The following is a 17,236-nucleotide window of genomic DNA, read 5'->3' as shown; positions in this document are numbered from 1 at the left end:
ATTAAGAACGTTCCAGTTCGATGTCCAGGCCCAGGGAACGGATTTCCTTGACCAGCACATTGAACGACTCCGGCATGCCGGCTTCGATAGCGTGTTCGCCCTTGACGATGGATTCGTACACCTTGGTACGGCCCACCACGTCATCGGACTTCACGGTCAGCATTTCCTGCAGCACATAAGCGGCGCCATAGGCTTCCAGCGCCCACACTTCCATTTCACCGAAACGCTGACCACCGAACTGGGCCTTACCGCCCAGAGGTTGTTGCGTCACCAGCGAGTAAGGACCGGTGGAGCGGGCGTGCATCTTGTCATCGACCAAGTGGTGCAGCTTCAGGTAGTGCATGTAGCCGATCGTGGTGGGACGCTCGAAGCGCTCACCGGTGCGGCCGTCATACAGGTAGGCCTGCGTGCGTGGCTCGGTCAGACCCTTGCGTGCCTGGATGTCATCCGGGTACGCCAGCTTGAGCATGTCCTTGATTTCCTGCTCGGAAGCACCGTCGAACACCGGCGTTGCGAAAGGCACGCCGTTCTTCAGGTTCTCCGCCATGAACATGATCTGGTCATCGGACAGTTGCTTGAGGTCTTCCTTGCGACCGCGGCTGTTGTACACCTCTTCGAGGAAGGAGCGCACTTCAGTGGCACGGGCTTCGGCCTGCAGCATGTCACCGATACGCTGGCCCAGGCCCTTGCCGGCCCAGCCCAGGTGGACTTCGAGCACCTGACCGATGTTCATGCGCGAAGGCACGCCCAGCGGGTTCAGCACGATGTCGGCGGTGGTGCCATCGGCCATGAAAGGCATGTCTTCCACCGGCACGATCTTGGAGACCACACCCTTGTTACCGTGACGGCCGGCCATCTTGTCGCCAGGCTGCAGACGGCGCTTGACGGCCAGGTAGACCTTGACCATCTTGAGCACGCCAGCGGGCAGCTCGTCGCCTTGCGTGAGCTTCTTGCGCTTTTCTTCGAAAGCCAGGTCGAAGTTGTGGCGTTGCTGCTCGATGGAGTTCTTGATGGACTCCAGCTGCGCGGCGACGTCGTCTTCGGCAGGGCGGATATCGAACCAGTGGAACTTCTCCACGCCGTCCAGATAGGCCTTGTCGATCTTGGTGCCCTTGGCCAGCTTTTGTGGGCCGCCATTGGCCACGCGGCCGTTGAGCAGCTTGGCGATACGGTCAAACGCATCGGCTTCCACAATACGCAGCTGGTCGTTCAGGTCCAGACGGAAACGCTTGAGTTCGTCGTCGATGATCTGCTGGGCGCGCTTGTCGCGCGTGATGCCTTCACGGGTGAAGACCTGCACATCGATCACGGTACCTTGCGAGCCCTGGTCCACGCGCAGCGAGGTGTCCTTCACATCGGACGCCTTCTCACCGAAGATGGCGCGCAGCAGCTTCTCTTCTGGGGTCAGCGTGGTCTCGCCCTTTGGCGTGACCTTGCCCACCAGCACATCGCCGGGCTGCACTTCTGCACCCACGTAGATGATGCCGGACTCGTCCAGACGGTTGAGTTGCTGCTCGGACAGGTTCGGGATGTCGCGTGTGATTTCCTCGGCACCCAGCTTGGTGTCACGGGCCATCACCACCAGCTCCTCGATGTGGATCGAGGTGTAGCGGTCTTCAGCCACCACGCGTTCGGAGATCAGGATCGAGTCTTCGAAGTTGTAGCCGTTCCAGGTCATGAAGGCGATCAGCATGTTCTGACCAATGGCGATTTCGCCCAGGTCGGTCGATGCACCGTCGGCAATCACGTCACCCTTGGCCAGCTTGTCGCCGCGGCGAACCACGGGACGCTGGTGGATGTTGGTGTTCTGGTTGGAACGCTGGTACTTGATGAGGTTGTAGATGTCCACACCCACTTCACCGGCCACAGCTTCTTCGTCGTTCACACGGATCACGATACGGGTCGCGTCCACGTAATCGACGATACCGCCACGGGTAGCCGTCACGACGGTGCCCGAGTCGACCGCTGCAACGCGCTCGATACCGGTACCGACCATGGGCTTTTCAGGGCGCAGCACAGGCACGGCCTGGCGCGACATGTTGGCACCCATCAATGCGCGGTTCGCGTCATCGTGCTCGAGGAACGGAATCAGCGACGCAGCCACCGACACGATCTGTGCGGGCGACACGTCCATGTACTGCACGCGCTCGGCGGACAGCAGGGTCGATTCACCGTTTTCACGGGCAGAGACCAGGTCACCGGTGAGGCGGCCTTCGGCGTCGAGCTCGGCATTGGCCTGCGCGATCACGTACTTGCCTTCTTCGATGGCCGACAGGTAGTCCATCTGATCGGTCACCTTGCCATCGATCACGCGACGGTAAGGGGTTTCGATGAAACCGTACTCGTTCAGACGCGCGTACAGAGCCAGCGAGTTGATCAGACCAATGTTGGGACCTTCAGGCGTTTCGATCGGGCAGACGCGGCCGTAGTGGGTCACGTGCACGTCACGCACTTCGAAGCCTGCGCGTTCGCGGGTCAGACCGCCTGGGCCCAGAGCGGAAACACGGCGCTTGTGCGTGATTTCAGCCAGGGGGTTGGTCTGGTCCATGAACTGCGACAGCTGCGAGGCGCCGAAGAATTCCTTCAGGGCGGCCGAGATCGGCTTGCTGTTGATCAGGTCGTGCGGCATCAGGGGCTCTTGCTCAGCCTGGCCCAGACGCTCCTTCACAGCCTTTTCGATACGTGCCAGACCGGTGCGGTACTGGTTTTCGGCCAGCTCGCCCACGCAACGCACGCGGCGGTTGCCCAAGTGGTCGATGTCATCGACTTCACCCTTGCCGTTGCGCAGATCCACCAGGATCTTCACGACTTCGAGGATGTCTTCGTTGGACAGCACCATGGGGCCGATCGCGGTGTCGCGGCCGATCTTGGCGTTGAACTTCATACGGCCGACACGCGACAGATCGTAGGTGTCTTCGTTGTAGAACAAACGCTGGAACAGCGCCTGCACGGCGTCCTCGGTGGGAGGCTCACCAGGGCGCATCATGCGGTAGATGGCAACGCGTGCAGCGAACTCGTCAGCGGTTTCATCGGTGCGCAGGGTCTGCGAGATGTAGGCGCCGTGGCTCAGCTCGTTCGTGTAGATGCAAGCCAGATCCTGGATGCCAGCTGCGCGCAGCTTCTTGAGCAGCGCTTCGGTCATCTCTTCGTTGGCCTTGGCGATGATTTCACCGGTGTCAGGGTCAACGATGTTCTTGGCAGCGACGCGGCCGAGCAGGAAGTCTTCAGGCACGCTGATGAACTTGGTGCCCGATTGCTCCATCTCGCGGGTGTGGCGCGCGGTGATGCGCTTGTCCTTGGCGACGACGACCTTGCCCGACTTGTCGGTGATGTCAAAGCGCGCGACTTCACCCTTGAGGCGGTCAGCCACAAATTCCATTTGCGCGCCGCTGTCCATCAGGCGGAAGTTGTCGTTCTCGTAGAACGTCGCCAGGATGGACTCGGGCGTCATGCCGATGGCCTTGAGCAGAATCGACACCGGCATCTTGCGGCGGCGGTCCACACGGAAGAACAGCAGGTCCTTGGGGTCGAACTCGAAGTCCAGCCAGGAGCCGCGGTAAGGGATGATGCGAGCCGAGAACAGCAACTTGCCCGAGCTGTGCGTCTTGCCCTTGTCGTGTTCAAAGAACACGCCTGGCGAGCGGTGCAGCTGCGAGACGATCACGCGCTCGGTGCCGTTGACGATGAATGAACCTTTGTCCGTCATCAGGGGCACTTCGCCCATGTAGACTTCCTGCTCCTTCACTTCCTTGACCACCTTGGATTGGGGCGTGGAGGATTCACGGTCATAGATAATCAACTGCACCTTGGCACGCACAGCGGACGAGAAGGTCAGACCACGGGTCTGGCATTCGCGCACGTCGAAAGCGGGCCTGGCGAGGTTGTACTCGACAAACTTCATCTCCACAAAACCGTTGTGCGAGACGATGGGGAAAGCCGAGTTGAAGGCAGCTTGCAAGCCTTCATCAGTACGCTTTTTGGGGGCCGAGTCTGCTTGCAAAAATGCGGTGTAAGCATCTTTTTGCATTTGCAGCAGGTAAGGCACTTCGAGCACGCTATCGCGGCTGCCGAAACTTTTGCGGATTCGCTTGCGTTCGGTGTAAGAATAGGCCATGAGATCTCCGGGCAAAGACATGAGTCCTGGGTCTTCGACGACACCCCCGCGAGGGGGTTGCAGCTTGGTGGGTTGGCCACTACCAACCATGGCAGACGGTGGTGCATTGCACACCACCCGAACCAAGGGGTTTTCTAGTGTCGGATGTTAGAAAACACTAAAAATCAGCCATCAACGGCCAGTTTTTGGTGTGCTCTAGCGAACGATATTCCAGAAGCGCCAAAGGCTGGAGCACCTTTTCGGGTACTCCAGCCTTGAAAAAGCCCTCAATTACTTGAGTTCGGCCTTTGCACCAGCGTCCACCAGCTTCTTAGCAGCGGCTTCAGCGTCAGCCTTAGGCATAGCTTCCTTCAGAACCTTAGGAGCGCCGTCGACCATGTCCTTGGCTTCCTTCAGACCCAGACCGGTGATTTCACGCACGGCCTTGATCACGCCAACCTTGTTAGCGCCGGCTTCCAGCAGCACCAGGTTGAACTCGGTCTTTTCTTCAGCAGCAGCAGCGGCACCGCCACCACCAGCAGCAGGAGCGGCCATAGCAGCAGCGCTCACGCCAAACTTCTCTTCAATTGCCTTGACCAGGTCGTTCAGTTCCAGAACAGTCATGCTGTCCAGGGAGGTCAAGAATGCGTCTTTATCGAATGCCATTTTGATTTCCTAAATATATCGGTTGGTTTTGCCGCGCTTAAGCTGCAGCGACTTCGGCGACTTCCGCGCCTTCGCCCTTTTTGGCCGCCAGTGCGCCCAGCACAACGGCCGTACGCGAGATTGGCGACATGAGCAAGCCACACAATTGGGCCAGCAGCACTTCCTTGGAAGGCACGCTTGCCAGTTGCTTAACGCTGTTAGCGTCCAACGCCTTTCCTTCGAATGCACCACCGCGAATCACCAACTTGTCGTTGGTCTTCGCGAAATCGGCCACTACCTTGGCAGCGGCGATTGCATCTTCAGAGAAACCGTAGATCAGCGGGCCGGTCATCTGGTCAGCGACCACTTCAAAGCTGCTACCAGCAACAGCGCGACGAGCCAGGGTGTTCTTCAGAACACTCAGCGTCACGCCTTGCTTGCGTGCTTCCACACGCAGCTTCGTCATGTCAGCGACCGTGATGCCGCGGTATTCCGCGAACACAAGCGTTTGAGCTTTAGCGGCGAGGCTGGTCACTTCATTGATGACCGCTTCTTTCTCACTGCGATTCAGACTCAAGGTCTACTCCTTCAAATGCGCATTAGGAGCGAACTCCACCTGCGCGCTCTTGTTGCAGCGACCAACTGTTTTGGAAATTCATCCATCTGCAGCGGGATCGCCATCTGCGTTGGCAAAAAGATTTAAGTGATCGAATCACACCAACGGTCTTGGATGGCCTGGCATGGCGTCTTTTTCAAAACCCCTTGCCAGCCCACCACACCAGACAGGTGCAAGCACCTGCCTGACGATTTTTTTAGCAATTACGCTGCGATGGTCTGTGCATCGACGCGCACGCCGATACCCATCGTCGACGACACCGCCACCTTGCGCAGGTACAGACCCTTGCTGGTAGCTGGCTTTGCCTTGTTCAGAGCGTCGATCAGGGCTGCCAGGTTGCCTTGCAGCTTGTCGTTCTCGAACGAGCGGCGGCCGATGGTCGAGTGAACGATACCAGCCTTGTCAACGCGGAACTGCACCTGACCTGCCTTGGCGTTCTTCACAGCCGTAGCGACGTCGGGAGTCACGGTGCCCACCTTGGGGTTAGGCATCAGACCACGTGGGCCCAGGATTTGACCCAGGGTACCAACGATACGCATGGCGTCAGGCGCAGCGATCACGATGTCGAAAGGCATGTCACCAGCCTTGACCATCGCGGCCAGCTCGTCCATACCCACGATATCGGCACCAGCGGCCTTGGCTTCTTCAGCCTTGGCGCCTTGTGCGAACACGGCCACGCGGGTGGTCTTGCCGGTGCCGTTAGGCAGCACGACAGCGCCACGAACCACTTGATCCGACTTCTTGGCGTCCACGCCCAGCTGGATAGCCACGTCGATGGATTCGTCGAACTTGGCCGTTGCTGCGTCCTTGACGATTGCAACTGCATCAGCGAATGCGTACAGCTTGGTGGTGTCCACCTTGCCTTGCAGGGCCTTTTGCTTCTTGGTCAACTTTGCCATCTTAGAGGCCCTCCACCGTAACGCCCATCGAACGGGCGGAACCAGCCAGCGTGCGCACAGCGGCGTCAACGTCAGCAGCGTTCATGTCCTTCAGCTTGGTCTTGGCGATCTCTTCCAGCTGAGCGCGGGTGATCTTGCCGACCTTCGTGGCCAGAGGGTTCGAAGAGCCCTTGTCCAGCTTGATCGCCTTCTTGATCAGCACCGTTGCGGGTGGGGTCTTGATGACGAACGTGAAGCTCTTGTCCGCAAAAGCGGTGATCACCACAGGCAGTGGCAGACCTGGCTCGACACCTTGGGTCTGGGCGTTGAACGCCTTGCAGAATTCCATGATGTTGAGACCACGTTGACCCAGCGCTGGACCAATGGGTGGCGATGGATTGGCTTTACCAGCTGGCACTTGCAGCTTGATGAAGCCGACAATTTTCTTTGCCATTTATAGCTCCTTACGGGTAAAAACGCCCGCACTGCATAGCGCGGGCTCCCCGGGGGTTAAGACTCTGTTTAGGCACCGAGTCCGTAAGTGCATGAAAATGAATCAGGTTTTTTCGACCTGCGCAAATTCCAGCTCAACCGGAGTTGAACGGCCAAAGATCATAACAGAAACGCGAAGTCGACTCTTTTCGTAGTTTACTTCTTCGACAGATCCGTTGAAGTCCGTGAACGGACCTTCCTTGACGCGGATGAATTCGCCCACCGTGAATTCGATCTTGTGGCGTGGCTTGTCCGAGCCTTCTTCCATCTGCAGAACGATCTTCTGAACTTCTGCTTCGGAGATGGGTGCCGGACGGTTCTTGGCACCGCCCACAAAACCCGTCACCTTGCTGGTGTGCTTGACCAAGTGCCAGGTGTCGTCATCCATGACCATCTCGACGAACACATAACCGGGGAACAGGCGGCGCTCGGTGGTCTTCTTCTGACCATTGCGCACTTCCACCACTTCCTCGGTAGGCACCAGGATGCGACCGAACTTGCTTTGCATGTCCGAGCGGTGAATGCGCTCCAGGATATTGCGCTCGACGGCCTTCTCCATGCCCGAGTAGGCATGCACGATGTACCAGCGCAGATCGGGATTAGCAGCACTCATAGGCGCCTCAGCGCCTGTGTTGGTTGTTTCGTCCGTGTTCGACATTACTTCCTCCAGCCCAGAACCAGGTCATACAAGACCCATTCCAGCGTTTTATCAGTCATCCACAAGAACAAAGACATGATGACCACAAACGCGAACACGTAGGCGGTCATCTGCAGCGTCTCTTTACGCGAAGGCCAAACAACCTTCTTGACTTCACGCCAGGAGTCCTTGGCAAAACCAACAAATTGCTTACCTGGTTCAGACACCAGAAAAACGGTGACAGCCGCAATGAGAGCCACAATCAGCACGGCCCACTGGGCAATCGCACCTTGTTTGGCCAACAGGTAAAAGCCGGCGATACCAGCTATGACCAATGCAGCTACGGCGAACAGCTTGAGCTTGTCCGCACCAGAACTAACAGTTTCAACTTGTGTAGCAGCCATGTCGACAATTCAGAGATGAAAATAGGCATCACTCAAGACGCCGAAGCCCGCCTTGTAATCAGGCGGGCTTGGTTGACCACTTATTCAGTGGCAGGGGCAGTAGGAATCGAACCTACAACCTTCGGTTTTGGAGACCGACGCTCTGCCAATTGAGCTATACCCCTACGAAATCAATACTTACGCAATGATCTTGGCAACCACGCCAGCGCCCACGGTACGGCCGCCTTCGCGAATAGCAAAACGCAGACCTTCTTCCATAGCGATGGGGTTGATCAGCTTGACGGTGATCGACACGTTATCGCCAGGCATCACCATTTCCTTGTCAGCTGGCAGCTCGATGGCGCCGGTCACGTCCGTGGTACGGAAGTAGAACTGAGGACGGTAGTTGTTGAAGAAGGGGGTGTGGCGGCCGCCTTCGTCCTTGCTCAGCACATACACTTCAGCGGTGAAGTGGGTGTGTGGCTTGATCGAGTTAGGCTTGCACAGCACTTGGCCACGCTCCACGTCTTCACGCTTGGTGCCGCGCAGCAGCAGGCCAACGTTGTCACCAGCTTGACCTTGGTCCAGCAGCTTGCGGAACATTTCCACGCCGGTCACGGTGGTCTTGACGGTGTCCTTGATACCGACGATTTCGATTTCTTCGCCGACCTTGATGATACCGCGCTCGATACGGCCGGTCACCACGGTACCACGACCGGAGATGGAGAACACGTCTTCCACGGGCATCAGGAAAGCACCGTCCACAGCGCGCTCTGGCGTTGGGATGTAGGTGTCCAGCGCTTCAGCCAGACGCAGGATAGCGGGTTCACCCTTGTCGGATTGGTCGCCTTCCAGAGCCAGCTTAGCCGAGCCGCGGATGATGGGGGTGTCGTCACCTGGGAAATCGTACTTGTCCAGCAGTTCGCGGACTTCCATTTCCACCAGCTCCAGCAGCTCTTCGTCATCCACCATGTCGCACTTGTTCAGGAACACGATGATGTAAGGCACGCCCACCTGGCGAGCCAGCAGGATGTGTTCACGGGTCTGGGGCATGGGGCCGTCAGCAGCCGAGCAAACCAGAATAGCGCCGTCCATCTGGGCAGCGCCGGTGATCATGTTCTTCACATAGTCGGCGTGACCTGGGCAGTCCACGTGAGCGTAGTGGCGGTTAGCCGTTTCGTACTCAACGTGTGCGGTATTGATGGTGATGCCGCGTGCCTTTTCTTCAGGAGCAGCGTCGATTTCGTCGTACTTCTTGGCTTCGCCGCCGAACTTGGCAGACAGCACGGTTGCGATAGCAGCCGTCAGCGTGGTCTTGCCGTGGTCCACGTGACCAATGGTGCCCACGTTCACGTGCGGCTTGGTGCGCTCGAATTTTCCTTTTGCCATTCTAGACTCCGAAAAAACCTAAACCTAATGGGATATAGCGCAACAAGAACCGTGCGCACTTAAATATGGTGCCCATGGGCAGGATCGAACTGCCGACCTCCCCCTTACCAAGGGGGTGCTCTACCACTGAGCCACATGGGCAATTTTTTCAAATTGCAACAGGATCGCTTTACTGCAGACTGGAGCGGGAGACGGGAATCGAACCCGCGTCATTAGCTTGGAAGGCTAGGGTTCTACCATTGAACTACTCCCGCATCAACCGCGCCAGAAGCGCAATTGCTGCAAAGCTTTCTTCTTCAACCATTTCTGGTGGAGGGGACTGGATTCGAACCAGTGTAGGCGTAAGCCAACAGATTTACAGTCTGCCCCCTTTAGCCACTCGGGCACCCCTCCGAAGAAGAACTAGATTGTAGCATCATTTTTGGCTGTTTTTAGAAACTTCCGATTTCTCGCAAATTTCTTCAAGGGACGCAACCCGAACAAACCCGAAAACAATGCTTCACTCTATATAAAAAGCCCCGAGACCTGAATCTCGAGGCTCTTAACTGGTGCGGCTGGCAGGAATCGAACCCACGACCCCTTGGTTCGTAGCCAAGTACTCTATCCAGCTGAGCTACAGCCGCTAAGCTGCATATTGTAGGCGGTTTTTGAGTGCCTCAGACGAATCGGCCAGGTTTTTTCAAAAAATCGTGCGAAAGCTGTGCGATCCGTCGCAGCGATGGCGCACATGGGGCCTCTTTCCTCTTTAATACCTGCAGAGACACATAGCAATGCCCAACCAGCGACACGCAAAGGCCTGGTAGCCACCGCTGCGCAACGCCTCCCTCCGCAGAATGCAGCCCCATCTGCAGCCGGGCAACCCAACAACCGCACACCAGCAGCACCCAATAGGCACCAGGCACCAGGCAACAAAAAACCCGCACTGCGACTCCACAGGCGGGTTGGTGCTGCTCTGGCAGCGCACAAAGAAGGCGTTGGTGCGGCTGGCGGGGATCGAACCCACGACCCTTGGCTTCGGAGGCCAATACTCTATCCACTGAGCTACAGCCGCACAAGCTGCAGACGCCAGGCGCTGCAGATCAACCCGCAGATTATGGCATGGCTTGGATGCCCTGGCCGTTCAGTTGTCGCGCGGCATCGCACCTGTTGCCGGCACCACCAGCCTTCAGGCACCCGCAGGCAGCTTGCCGGGGCCAAAGCCCAGGCCTGCCAGATAGGCTTCGACCGCTTTTTCACCCATGCTGCGCAGCGGAAAGTTGCCCTCATTGAGCACCCAGCCATGGATCAGCCCCACAAACAGGGAGTGCAAGCCCAGCGCCGCCTCCTGGGGCGTCATCTGCATCTGCACCCGGTCCCGGCTGGCGGCCTCTTCCAGATCCGCGGCAAATTTGCGCTGCGAGCAGGCAAAACTCTCGACATGGCCTTCGCGCACACTCTCTAGCTCACCGACGTATTCGAGCTTGAACAGCGCCGTGTCAAATACCTTGCGGCGGCGTTCATCCCCATCCATACTGTCGAACACCGCATAGATGGACCGGCGAATGCGGTCCAGCGGTGCGAGGTCACCGTATTTGTCATCACAAATTTCCTCGAAGGGCATGCAAATGCGATCGAGCATCGATGAAAACACATCGACCTTGTCTTTGAAGTGCCAGTACACCGCCCCGCGGGTCGCACCTGCCCGCTGGGCGATTTCGTTGAGTGAGGCGCGCGCAACGCCTTTCTCAAAGAACACCTGTTCTGCCGCATCCAGCAGCTTGATGCGGGTCTCATCTGCCTCTGCTTTGGTACGTCGGGCCATCGCGTGTATTCCGTTCTTGCAAGCACATGACCCCTGTTTGTCAACCCAAAGGCCATGCGTTATTTATCAAATTTCGACAATTATACATTTGCGCATGTATGTATAATCGCGCAGCAATTTCATGGGAATTGAGGATCATCCGCGCCCGGATGTGAGACAAGCCCTAGAGGAACCTCCGGGTTCTCCATCTTTACCATTTCTCATCTACCGAAGGGACTTTCATGCAGCAGATGTATGAAGCAAACCAATCTACCGGGAACCGCCCAGCCGCTACCAGCCCACGCCGCAAAACCGGCGTGCTGGCCCTGACGCTGGTCGCTGCCCTGGTCTTGACCGCCTGCGGCAACAAGAAAGACGAACACGCAGCCCCACAAGGAGGCGCGCCCAAGCCGCCTGAGGTCAGCGTTCTGACGGTGAAGCTGGAGAGCATTCCCGTGGTCTCCGACCTGCCCGGTCGCCTGGAGCCCGTCCGCGTCGCCCAGGTCGGCGCGCGCGTAGCGGGCATATTGCAAAAGCGTCTGTTCACCGAAGGCTCGGACGTCAAGGCCGGCCAGGTGCTGTTCCAGATCGATAATGCGCCCTACCGGGCCAACTTGGAAAGCGCACAGGCGACTCTGGCCCAGGCCCAGGCTACGCTGGCCCAGGCGGCATCCACCGCCCGCCGCTACAAGCCCCTGGTCGAAGCCAACGCCATCAGCAAGCAGGAATACGACGTTGCCGTCGCCAACGAAAAGGCCGCACAGGCCCAGGTCGCGGCCGGCAAAGCTGCAGTCACCAATGCCAACATCAACCTGGGCTATGCCTCGGTGACGGCTCCGATCTCCGGCCGCATTGGCCGCTCTTTGGTGACCGAAGGCGCGCTGGTGGGCCAAAGCGGTGTGACCGAACTGGCCGTGATTCAGCAGATCAACCCGCTGTATGTGAACGTGACGCAGTCGTCGTCCGACATCCTGCGCATGCGGGAGGCCCTCAAGTCCGGCAAGCTGGCCAAGGCCGGTGACAACGCCGCCAAGGTCATCGTCTACACCGACGACGGCAAGCCCTATGCCCACCCCGGCAAGCTGCTGTTCACCGATCTGACGGTGGACCCTGCCACCGGCCAGGTGAGTGTGCGCGCCGAGCTGCCCAACCCCGAAAACCTGCTGCTGCCGGGCATGTATGTGCGTGTGCACATCCAGGAAGCCCAAGTGGAAAACGCCGTGCTGGTGCCCCAGCAGGCCGTCACCCGCAATGAAAAGGGCAACACCGTGATGGTCGTCGCTGCCGATGGCTCGGTCAGCCCACGGCCGGTGCAGATCAGCCAGTCCAAGGGCACGAATTGGGTGGTCAGCGAAGGCCTCAAGGCGGGCGACCAGGTCATGGTCGATGGCTTCATCAAGCTGGGCATGGGCGCGACGCACGTCACGCCGGTGCCATGGAAGAACCCGAGCGACAAGGCGGCAGCGCCAGCGGCTCCCGCAGCCGGGGCAGCGCCCCAGGCTGAGGCACCCGCGGCGGACAAGCCTGCCGCCTCGCCAGAAGCTGCAGGCAACACCGCCGCCAGCAAATAAACAGGACACAGCGGAATGTCAAAGTTCTTTATTCACAGACCGATTTTTGCCTGGGTGATCGCGATCTTCGTGGTCCTCGCAGGTATCGTGTCCATTACCCGACTGCCGGTGGCGCAGTTCCCGAGTGTGGCGCCGCCCACCATCACGGTGACGGCGACCTACCCTGGCGCAACCGCGCAAACCCTGACTGACTCGGTGCTGCAACTGATCGAGCGGGAAATCAATGGCGCCGAAGGCCTGATGTACATGTCGTCGTCCGCCTCTGCCACCGGCAGCGGCGAGTTGACCGTGACCTTCGAGCCCGGCACCAACCCCGACCTGGCCCAGGTGGATGTGCAAAACCGGCTGGCCCGCGCCACGCCACGCCTGCCCAGCATCGTGCAATCGCTGGGGGTGCGTGTCGACAAGTCGATGAGCAACTTCCTGATGATTCTGACTTTCCAGTCGGACACCGGGGAGACCTCGCGTGACGAAATCTCCGATTACGTCAACCGCAATGTGGTGCCGGAAATCCAGCGTCTGAACGGCGTGGGCAAGGCCCAGTTGTTTGCGGCCGGCCGCGCGATGCGCGTCTGGGTCGACCCTGCCAAGCTGCAGGGCTACAGCATGTCGATCGCACAAATCAATGCCGCCATTGCCGCGCAGAACCAGCAGATCTCGGGCGGCGCGCTGGGCGATACGCCGAGCCTGCCGGGCACCATGATGAATGCCACGATCGTCGTGCCGGGCCAGCTGTCCACGCCCGAAGAGTTCGGCGAGGTGGTGCTGCGCTCCAACTCGGACGGCTCGACCGTGCGCCTCAAGGACGTGGCCCGCGTGGAGCTGGGCTCCGAGAGCTATGCCACCAACTCGCGCCTGGATGGCAAGCCCGCCGTGGCGCTGGCCGTGCAGCTGACCTCGACCGCAAACGCGATGGCCACCGCCAAAGAGGTCTACAGCAAGATGGACGAGCTCGAACCCTTCCTGCCAGCCGGCGTGAAGTGGGCCGCGCCGTATGACACCTCGAAGTTCGTCAAGATCTCGATTGAAAAAGTGCTGCACACCTTGCTCGAAGCCATTGTGCTGGTGTTCATCGTGATGCTAATCTTCCTGCAGAACATCCGCTACACCCTGATCCCGACCATCGTCGTGCCCATTGCGCTGCTCGGGGCCTTTGCGGTGATGTACAGCGTGGGGCTGACCATCAACATTCTGTCGATGTTCGCGATGGTGCTGGTGATCGGTATCGTCGTGGACGATGCGATCGTGGTGGTCGAGAACGTCGAGCGGATCATGTCCGAAGAGGGTTTATCGCCCAAGGAGGCGACGATCAAGGCCATGGGCCAGATCCAGGGCGCCGTGGTCGGTATTACCGTGATTCTGGTGACCGTGTTCATCCCGCTGGCCATGTTCTCGGGCGCGACCGGCAATATCTACCGCCAGTTCTCGCTGGTGATGGCGATCTCGATCTTCTTCTCGGGCTTCTTCGCGCTGACCCTGACGCCTGCGCTGTGCGCCACCATGCTCAAGCCCATTCCCAAGGGCCATGCGCATGACAAGAAGACCGGCCTGCTGGGCCCCTTCTACAACTGGTTCAACCGCATGTTCGGCAAGGCCACCAAGGGCTACCAGAAGACCCTGGTCGGCGTCGTCAAGCGCACTTTCATGGCCTTCCTGGTCTATGCAGCGGTGATCGTCGGTGTGGTGTTTGGCTTCAAGGCGCTGCCCACCGCGTTCCTGCCGGTGGAAGACCAGGGCTATGTGATCTCCTTGGTGCAGCTGCCCCCAGGTGCCACCCAGGAGCGCACCAGCGAGACCATGAAGCAGCTCGAAGACTTTGCCCTGGCGCAACCTGAGACGGCCAACATCGTGAGCATTCTGGGCTTCAGTTTTGCCGGTCAAGCGCAGAACATGGGTCTGGCCTTCACGGTGTTCAAGGACTGGTCAGAGCGCACCGCGCCGGGCTCGGATGCCTCGTCGTTCGCCGGCCGTGCCATGGGCGCGATGATGAGCCTGCGCGATGGTTTCATCTACACTCTGGTGCCGCCGTCGATCTCCGAGCTGGGCAACAGCGATGGCTTTACCTTCCGTCTGCAGGACCGGGGCAACCATGGTCACGCCGAGCTGCTCAAGGCCCGCAATGACCTGATCGCCAAGGCCAGCAAGAGCCCGATTCTGACGGGTATGCGCTTTGACGGTGTGGACGATGCGCCGCAATGGCAGGTCGATATCAACCGCAATGCGGTGTATGCGCAAAAGGTCAGCATGGGCGATATCGCCACCACCTTGTCGACAGCACTGGGCTCGAGCAACTCGACCGACTTCCCGAACAAGGGCTATATGCAGCGCGTGACCATCCAGGCCGACGCCGCCACCCGCATGCAGCCCGAGGACGTGCTGAAGCTGACCGTGCCCAATGCGGACGGCAAGCTGGTCGAGCTCTCAACTCTGGTGACGGCCAAGTGGATCACCGGCCCGATGCAGATGTCGCGCTACAACGGCTATCCGTCGATGAGCATCACCGGCCAGGCCAAGCCCGGCTACACCACCGGTGACGCGATGGCAGAGATGGAAAAGCTCTCGGCCGAGCTGCCCCAAGGCTTTGGCTATGAGTGGACCGGCCAGTCGCTGGACGAAAAGAAAGCCGGCTCGTCGGCGATGATCCTGTACGCGTTCTCGATCCTGGCGGTCTTCCTCTGCCTGGCAGCGCTGTATGAGAGCTGGAGCATTCCGCTGGCCGTGCTGCTGGTGGTGCCGCTCGGTGTGTTGGGCGCCGTTGCCGGTATGCACCTGCGTGGCATGCCCAACGACATCTACTTCCAGGTGGCGCTGATCACCGTGATCGGCTTGTCTGCGAAGAACGCCATCTTGATTGTGGAGTTCGCCAAGGACCTGCACGACCAGGGCATGAGTGCGCTCGATGCGGCGCTCGAAGCCGGTCACCTGCGTTTCCGCCCGATCCTGATGACCTCGCTCGCGTTCATCCTGGGTGTGGTGCCGCTGTACATCGCCTCGGGCGCCAGCGCCGTGAGCCAGCACGAGATCGGCACCGGCGTGTTCTGGGGCATGATCATCGGCACCTTCCTGGCCGTGTTCCTGGTGCCGGTGTTCTTTGTCGAGGTCTTCCGTCTGTTCGGCCGCAAGGGCGAGCAGAACCAGGGACCGCAAGGCAGCCCGCCCGCGCCGCATTCGCCTGACCGCGGACATGACGCCGTTCTGTCTGCCAATGTGGGGAAAGGAACCCACCATGAATAAGAAACTGATCCCAACCGTTTTGGCTGCAGCGCTGCTGGCCTCGGGCTGCTCGCTGATTCCCTCACTGGACAAGCCCGCCAGCCCGGTGGCGGCGCAGTACCCGGTGGCCACGGAAGAGACGCAGCAGGCCGCTGCCGATATTCCCTGGCAGAACTTCTTCACCGATACGCGCCTGCAGCAGCTGATCCAGACCGCGCTGGACAACAACCGTGACCTGCGCGTGGCGGTGCTCAACATCGCCCAGGCCCGTGCGCTCTACCAGATCCAGGACGCCCAGCGCTTTCCGGAAGTGGGCGTCTCGGGTGCGGCCTCGCGCCAGCGCAGCCAGATCACTGGCGGCTATGCGAATGCCTTCAGCGTAGGTGTCGGCATCCAGAGCTGGGAGATTGACTTCTTTGGCCGCATCAGCAGCCTCAAGGAGCAGGCTCTCGCCCAGTACCTGGCCACCGAAGAAGGCCGCAAGTCGGCCCAGATCAGCCTGGTGGCCTCGGTTGCCAATGCCTGGCTGACCCTGCAGGCCGACGAGGAGCTGATCGACATCTCGCGCCGCACCTTGGAGACGCGTGAGGAATCGATCAAGCTGTCCAAGCTGCGCCTCGATGCCGGTGTGGCCTCGGAGCTGGACTACCGCCAGGCCCAGTCGCTGACGGAAAACGCCAAGGCCACCTTGGCCCAGCAACTGCGCCAGCGCGCGCTGGACGTCAACGCCCTGACCTTGCTGCTGGGCCAGACGCCACCGGCCGAGCTGCTGACCAGCCTGCAGGGCAAGCGCCTGACCGATCTGCCGGTGATGGCCGATGTACCAGCGGGCCTGCCCTCGGACCTGATGCTGCGCCGCCCCGACCTGCGCCAGGCCGAGCAGACCATGATCGCCGCCAATGCCAACATTGGCGCGGCGCGTGCGCTGTTCTACCCGGCGATCTCGCTGACGGCCAGCGCCGGCTTTGCCAGCTCCGAGCTGTCCGACCTGTTCGACTCCAAGTCCAAGGGCTTCACGATCGCGCCTTCGCTGTACCTGCCGATCTTCAATGCCGGCCGCAACCAGGCCAACCTGGAAGTGGCGCAGGTGCAGACCCAGATTGCGGCTGCGCAGTATGAGAAGGCCATCCAGACGGCGTTCCGCGAAGTGTCGGATGCCCTCGTCAGCCGCCAGACGCTGTCCGACCAGCTGCAGTCGCAGCAAGCCCAGGTCGAGGCCGAGTCGGCACGCCTGAAGCTGTCGGACCTGCGCTACAAGAATGGCGTGGCCAGCTACCTGGACCTGCTCGATGCGCAGCGCTCGCTGTTCACCTTGCAGCAAGCCGTGGTGCAAGTGCGCCTGACCCAGCTGCAAAACCAGGTCGGCCTGTACAAGGCACTGGGTGGCGGCTGGACCGATCCGGCACCGGCCGACACTGTCGCACAGGCGGCCCCGACTGCTGGCAAACCATAGGTTCCTGCCCGCGACTGCGGCCCCACAATGGCTTGCCAGACCTGCTGGCAAGCCATTTTTTTATGCGCGCGCGGTGCAACTGTGGT

Annotated in this window: 12 protein-coding genes and 6 tRNA genes; 3 read left to right on the top strand and 15 right to left on the bottom strand. The window is 59.9% G+C overall.

Annotated elements, in window-relative coordinates; genetic code table 11:
* Position 1 precedes the first annotated feature (1 nt).
* From rpoB to ACPEE1_RS02785, 15 genes are all read right to left on the bottom strand, one after another.
* A complete protein-coding gene (gene rpoB / locus ACPEE1_RS02855) occupies positions 2-4,114 on the bottom strand; it encodes a DNA-directed RNA polymerase subunit beta (RefSeq protein ID WP_116927794.1) in 4,113 nt (1,370 codons plus the stop codon).
* A 270-nt stretch (positions 4,115-4,384) separates the two neighbouring features.
* Entirely contained in the window at positions 4,385-4,759 is a 375-nt protein-coding gene (rplL, locus tag ACPEE1_RS02850; protein WP_021025386.1) for a 50S ribosomal protein L7/L12, read from the bottom strand.
* 37 nt (positions 4,760-4,796) lie between these two features.
* Positions 4,797-5,315, bottom strand: a complete 519-nt coding sequence (gene rplJ / locus ACPEE1_RS02845; protein WP_021025387.1) for a 50S ribosomal protein L10 — start codon at positions 5,313-5,315, stop codon at positions 4,797-4,799.
* A gap of 242 nt (positions 5,316-5,557) precedes the next feature.
* A complete protein-coding gene (gene rplA, locus ACPEE1_RS02840) occupies positions 5,558-6,253 on the bottom strand; it encodes a 50S ribosomal protein L1 (protein ID WP_021025388.1) in 696 nt (231 codons plus the stop codon).
* 1 nt (position 6,254) lies between these two features.
* The gene (gene rplK, locus ACPEE1_RS02835; RefSeq protein WP_021025389.1) at positions 6,255-6,686 is read right to left on the bottom strand and encodes a 50S ribosomal protein L11; all 432 of its coding nucleotides are present in this window, start codon (positions 6,684-6,686) and stop codon (positions 6,255-6,257) included.
* A 102-nt stretch (positions 6,687-6,788) separates the two neighbouring features.
* The gene (gene nusG / locus ACPEE1_RS02830) at positions 6,789-7,382 is read right to left on the bottom strand and encodes a transcription termination/antitermination protein NusG (RefSeq protein WP_021025390.1); all 594 of its coding nucleotides are present in this window, start codon (positions 7,380-7,382) and stop codon (positions 6,789-6,791) included.
* Positions 7,382-7,765, bottom strand: a complete 384-nt coding sequence (gene secE, locus ACPEE1_RS02825; protein WP_021025391.1) for a preprotein translocase subunit SecE — start codon at positions 7,763-7,765, stop codon at positions 7,382-7,384. The genes nusG and secE overlap by 1 nt, the downstream gene beginning before the upstream one ends.
* Positions 7,766-7,853: 88 nt before the next feature.
* Positions 7,854-7,929: transfer RNA gene (locus ACPEE1_RS02820), tRNA-Trp, on the bottom strand.
* A 13-nt stretch (positions 7,930-7,942) separates the two neighbouring features.
* On the bottom strand, positions 7,943-9,133 hold the full coding sequence (gene tuf / locus ACPEE1_RS02815; RefSeq protein ID WP_116926819.1) for an elongation factor Tu: 1,191 nt from the start codon (positions 9,131-9,133) through the stop codon (positions 7,943-7,945).
* Between the two features lie 66 nt (positions 9,134-9,199).
* A tRNA-Thr gene (locus ACPEE1_RS02810) sits at positions 9,200-9,274 on the bottom strand.
* Positions 9,275-9,313: 39 nt separating this feature from the next.
* A tRNA-Gly gene (locus ACPEE1_RS02805) sits at positions 9,314-9,387 on the bottom strand.
* A gap of 53 nt (positions 9,388-9,440) precedes the next feature.
* Positions 9,441-9,526, bottom strand: a tRNA-Tyr gene (locus ACPEE1_RS02800).
* A gap of 153 nt (positions 9,527-9,679) precedes the next feature.
* A tRNA-Arg gene (locus ACPEE1_RS02795) sits at positions 9,680-9,756 on the bottom strand.
* Between the two features lie 352 nt (positions 9,757-10,108).
* Positions 10,109-10,184: transfer RNA gene (locus tag ACPEE1_RS02790), tRNA-Arg, on the bottom strand.
* A 114-nt stretch (positions 10,185-10,298) separates the two neighbouring features.
* A complete protein-coding gene (locus ACPEE1_RS02785) occupies positions 10,299-10,934 on the bottom strand; it encodes a TetR family transcriptional regulator (protein WP_116926847.1) in 636 nt (211 codons plus the stop codon).
* 221 nt (positions 10,935-11,155) lie between these two features.
* Here ACPEE1_RS02785 and ACPEE1_RS02780 point away from each other — a divergent pair, with 221 nt between their 5' ends.
* The 3 genes from ACPEE1_RS02780 to ACPEE1_RS02770 are packed head-to-tail and all read left to right on the top strand — an operon-like array spanning position 11,156 to position 17,150.
* Complete coding sequence (locus ACPEE1_RS02780; RefSeq protein WP_420093969.1) at positions 11,156-12,484, top strand: efflux RND transporter periplasmic adaptor subunit; 1,329 nt, start codon at positions 11,156-11,158, stop codon at positions 12,482-12,484.
* A 15-nt stretch (positions 12,485-12,499) separates the two neighbouring features.
* Positions 12,500-15,718, top strand: a complete 3,219-nt coding sequence (locus tag ACPEE1_RS02775) for an efflux RND transporter permease subunit (RefSeq protein WP_260718408.1) — start codon at positions 12,500-12,502, stop codon at positions 15,716-15,718.
* Positions 15,711-17,150, top strand: a complete 1,440-nt coding sequence (locus ACPEE1_RS02770) for an efflux transporter outer membrane subunit (protein ID WP_116926845.1) — start codon at positions 15,711-15,713, stop codon at positions 17,148-17,150. The genes ACPEE1_RS02775 and ACPEE1_RS02770 overlap by 8 nt, the downstream gene beginning before the upstream one ends.
* Positions 17,151-17,236: the final 86 nt, after the last annotated feature.

The organism is Comamonas sp. 23 (genome assembly GCF_049601575.1).
Classification (GTDB): Bacteria; Pseudomonadota; Gammaproteobacteria; order Burkholderiales; family Burkholderiaceae_C; genus Comamonas; species Comamonas squillarum.
The sequence above is the reverse complement of the archived record's forward strand: the minus strand, read 5'-3'. Positions and strand labels throughout refer to the sequence as shown.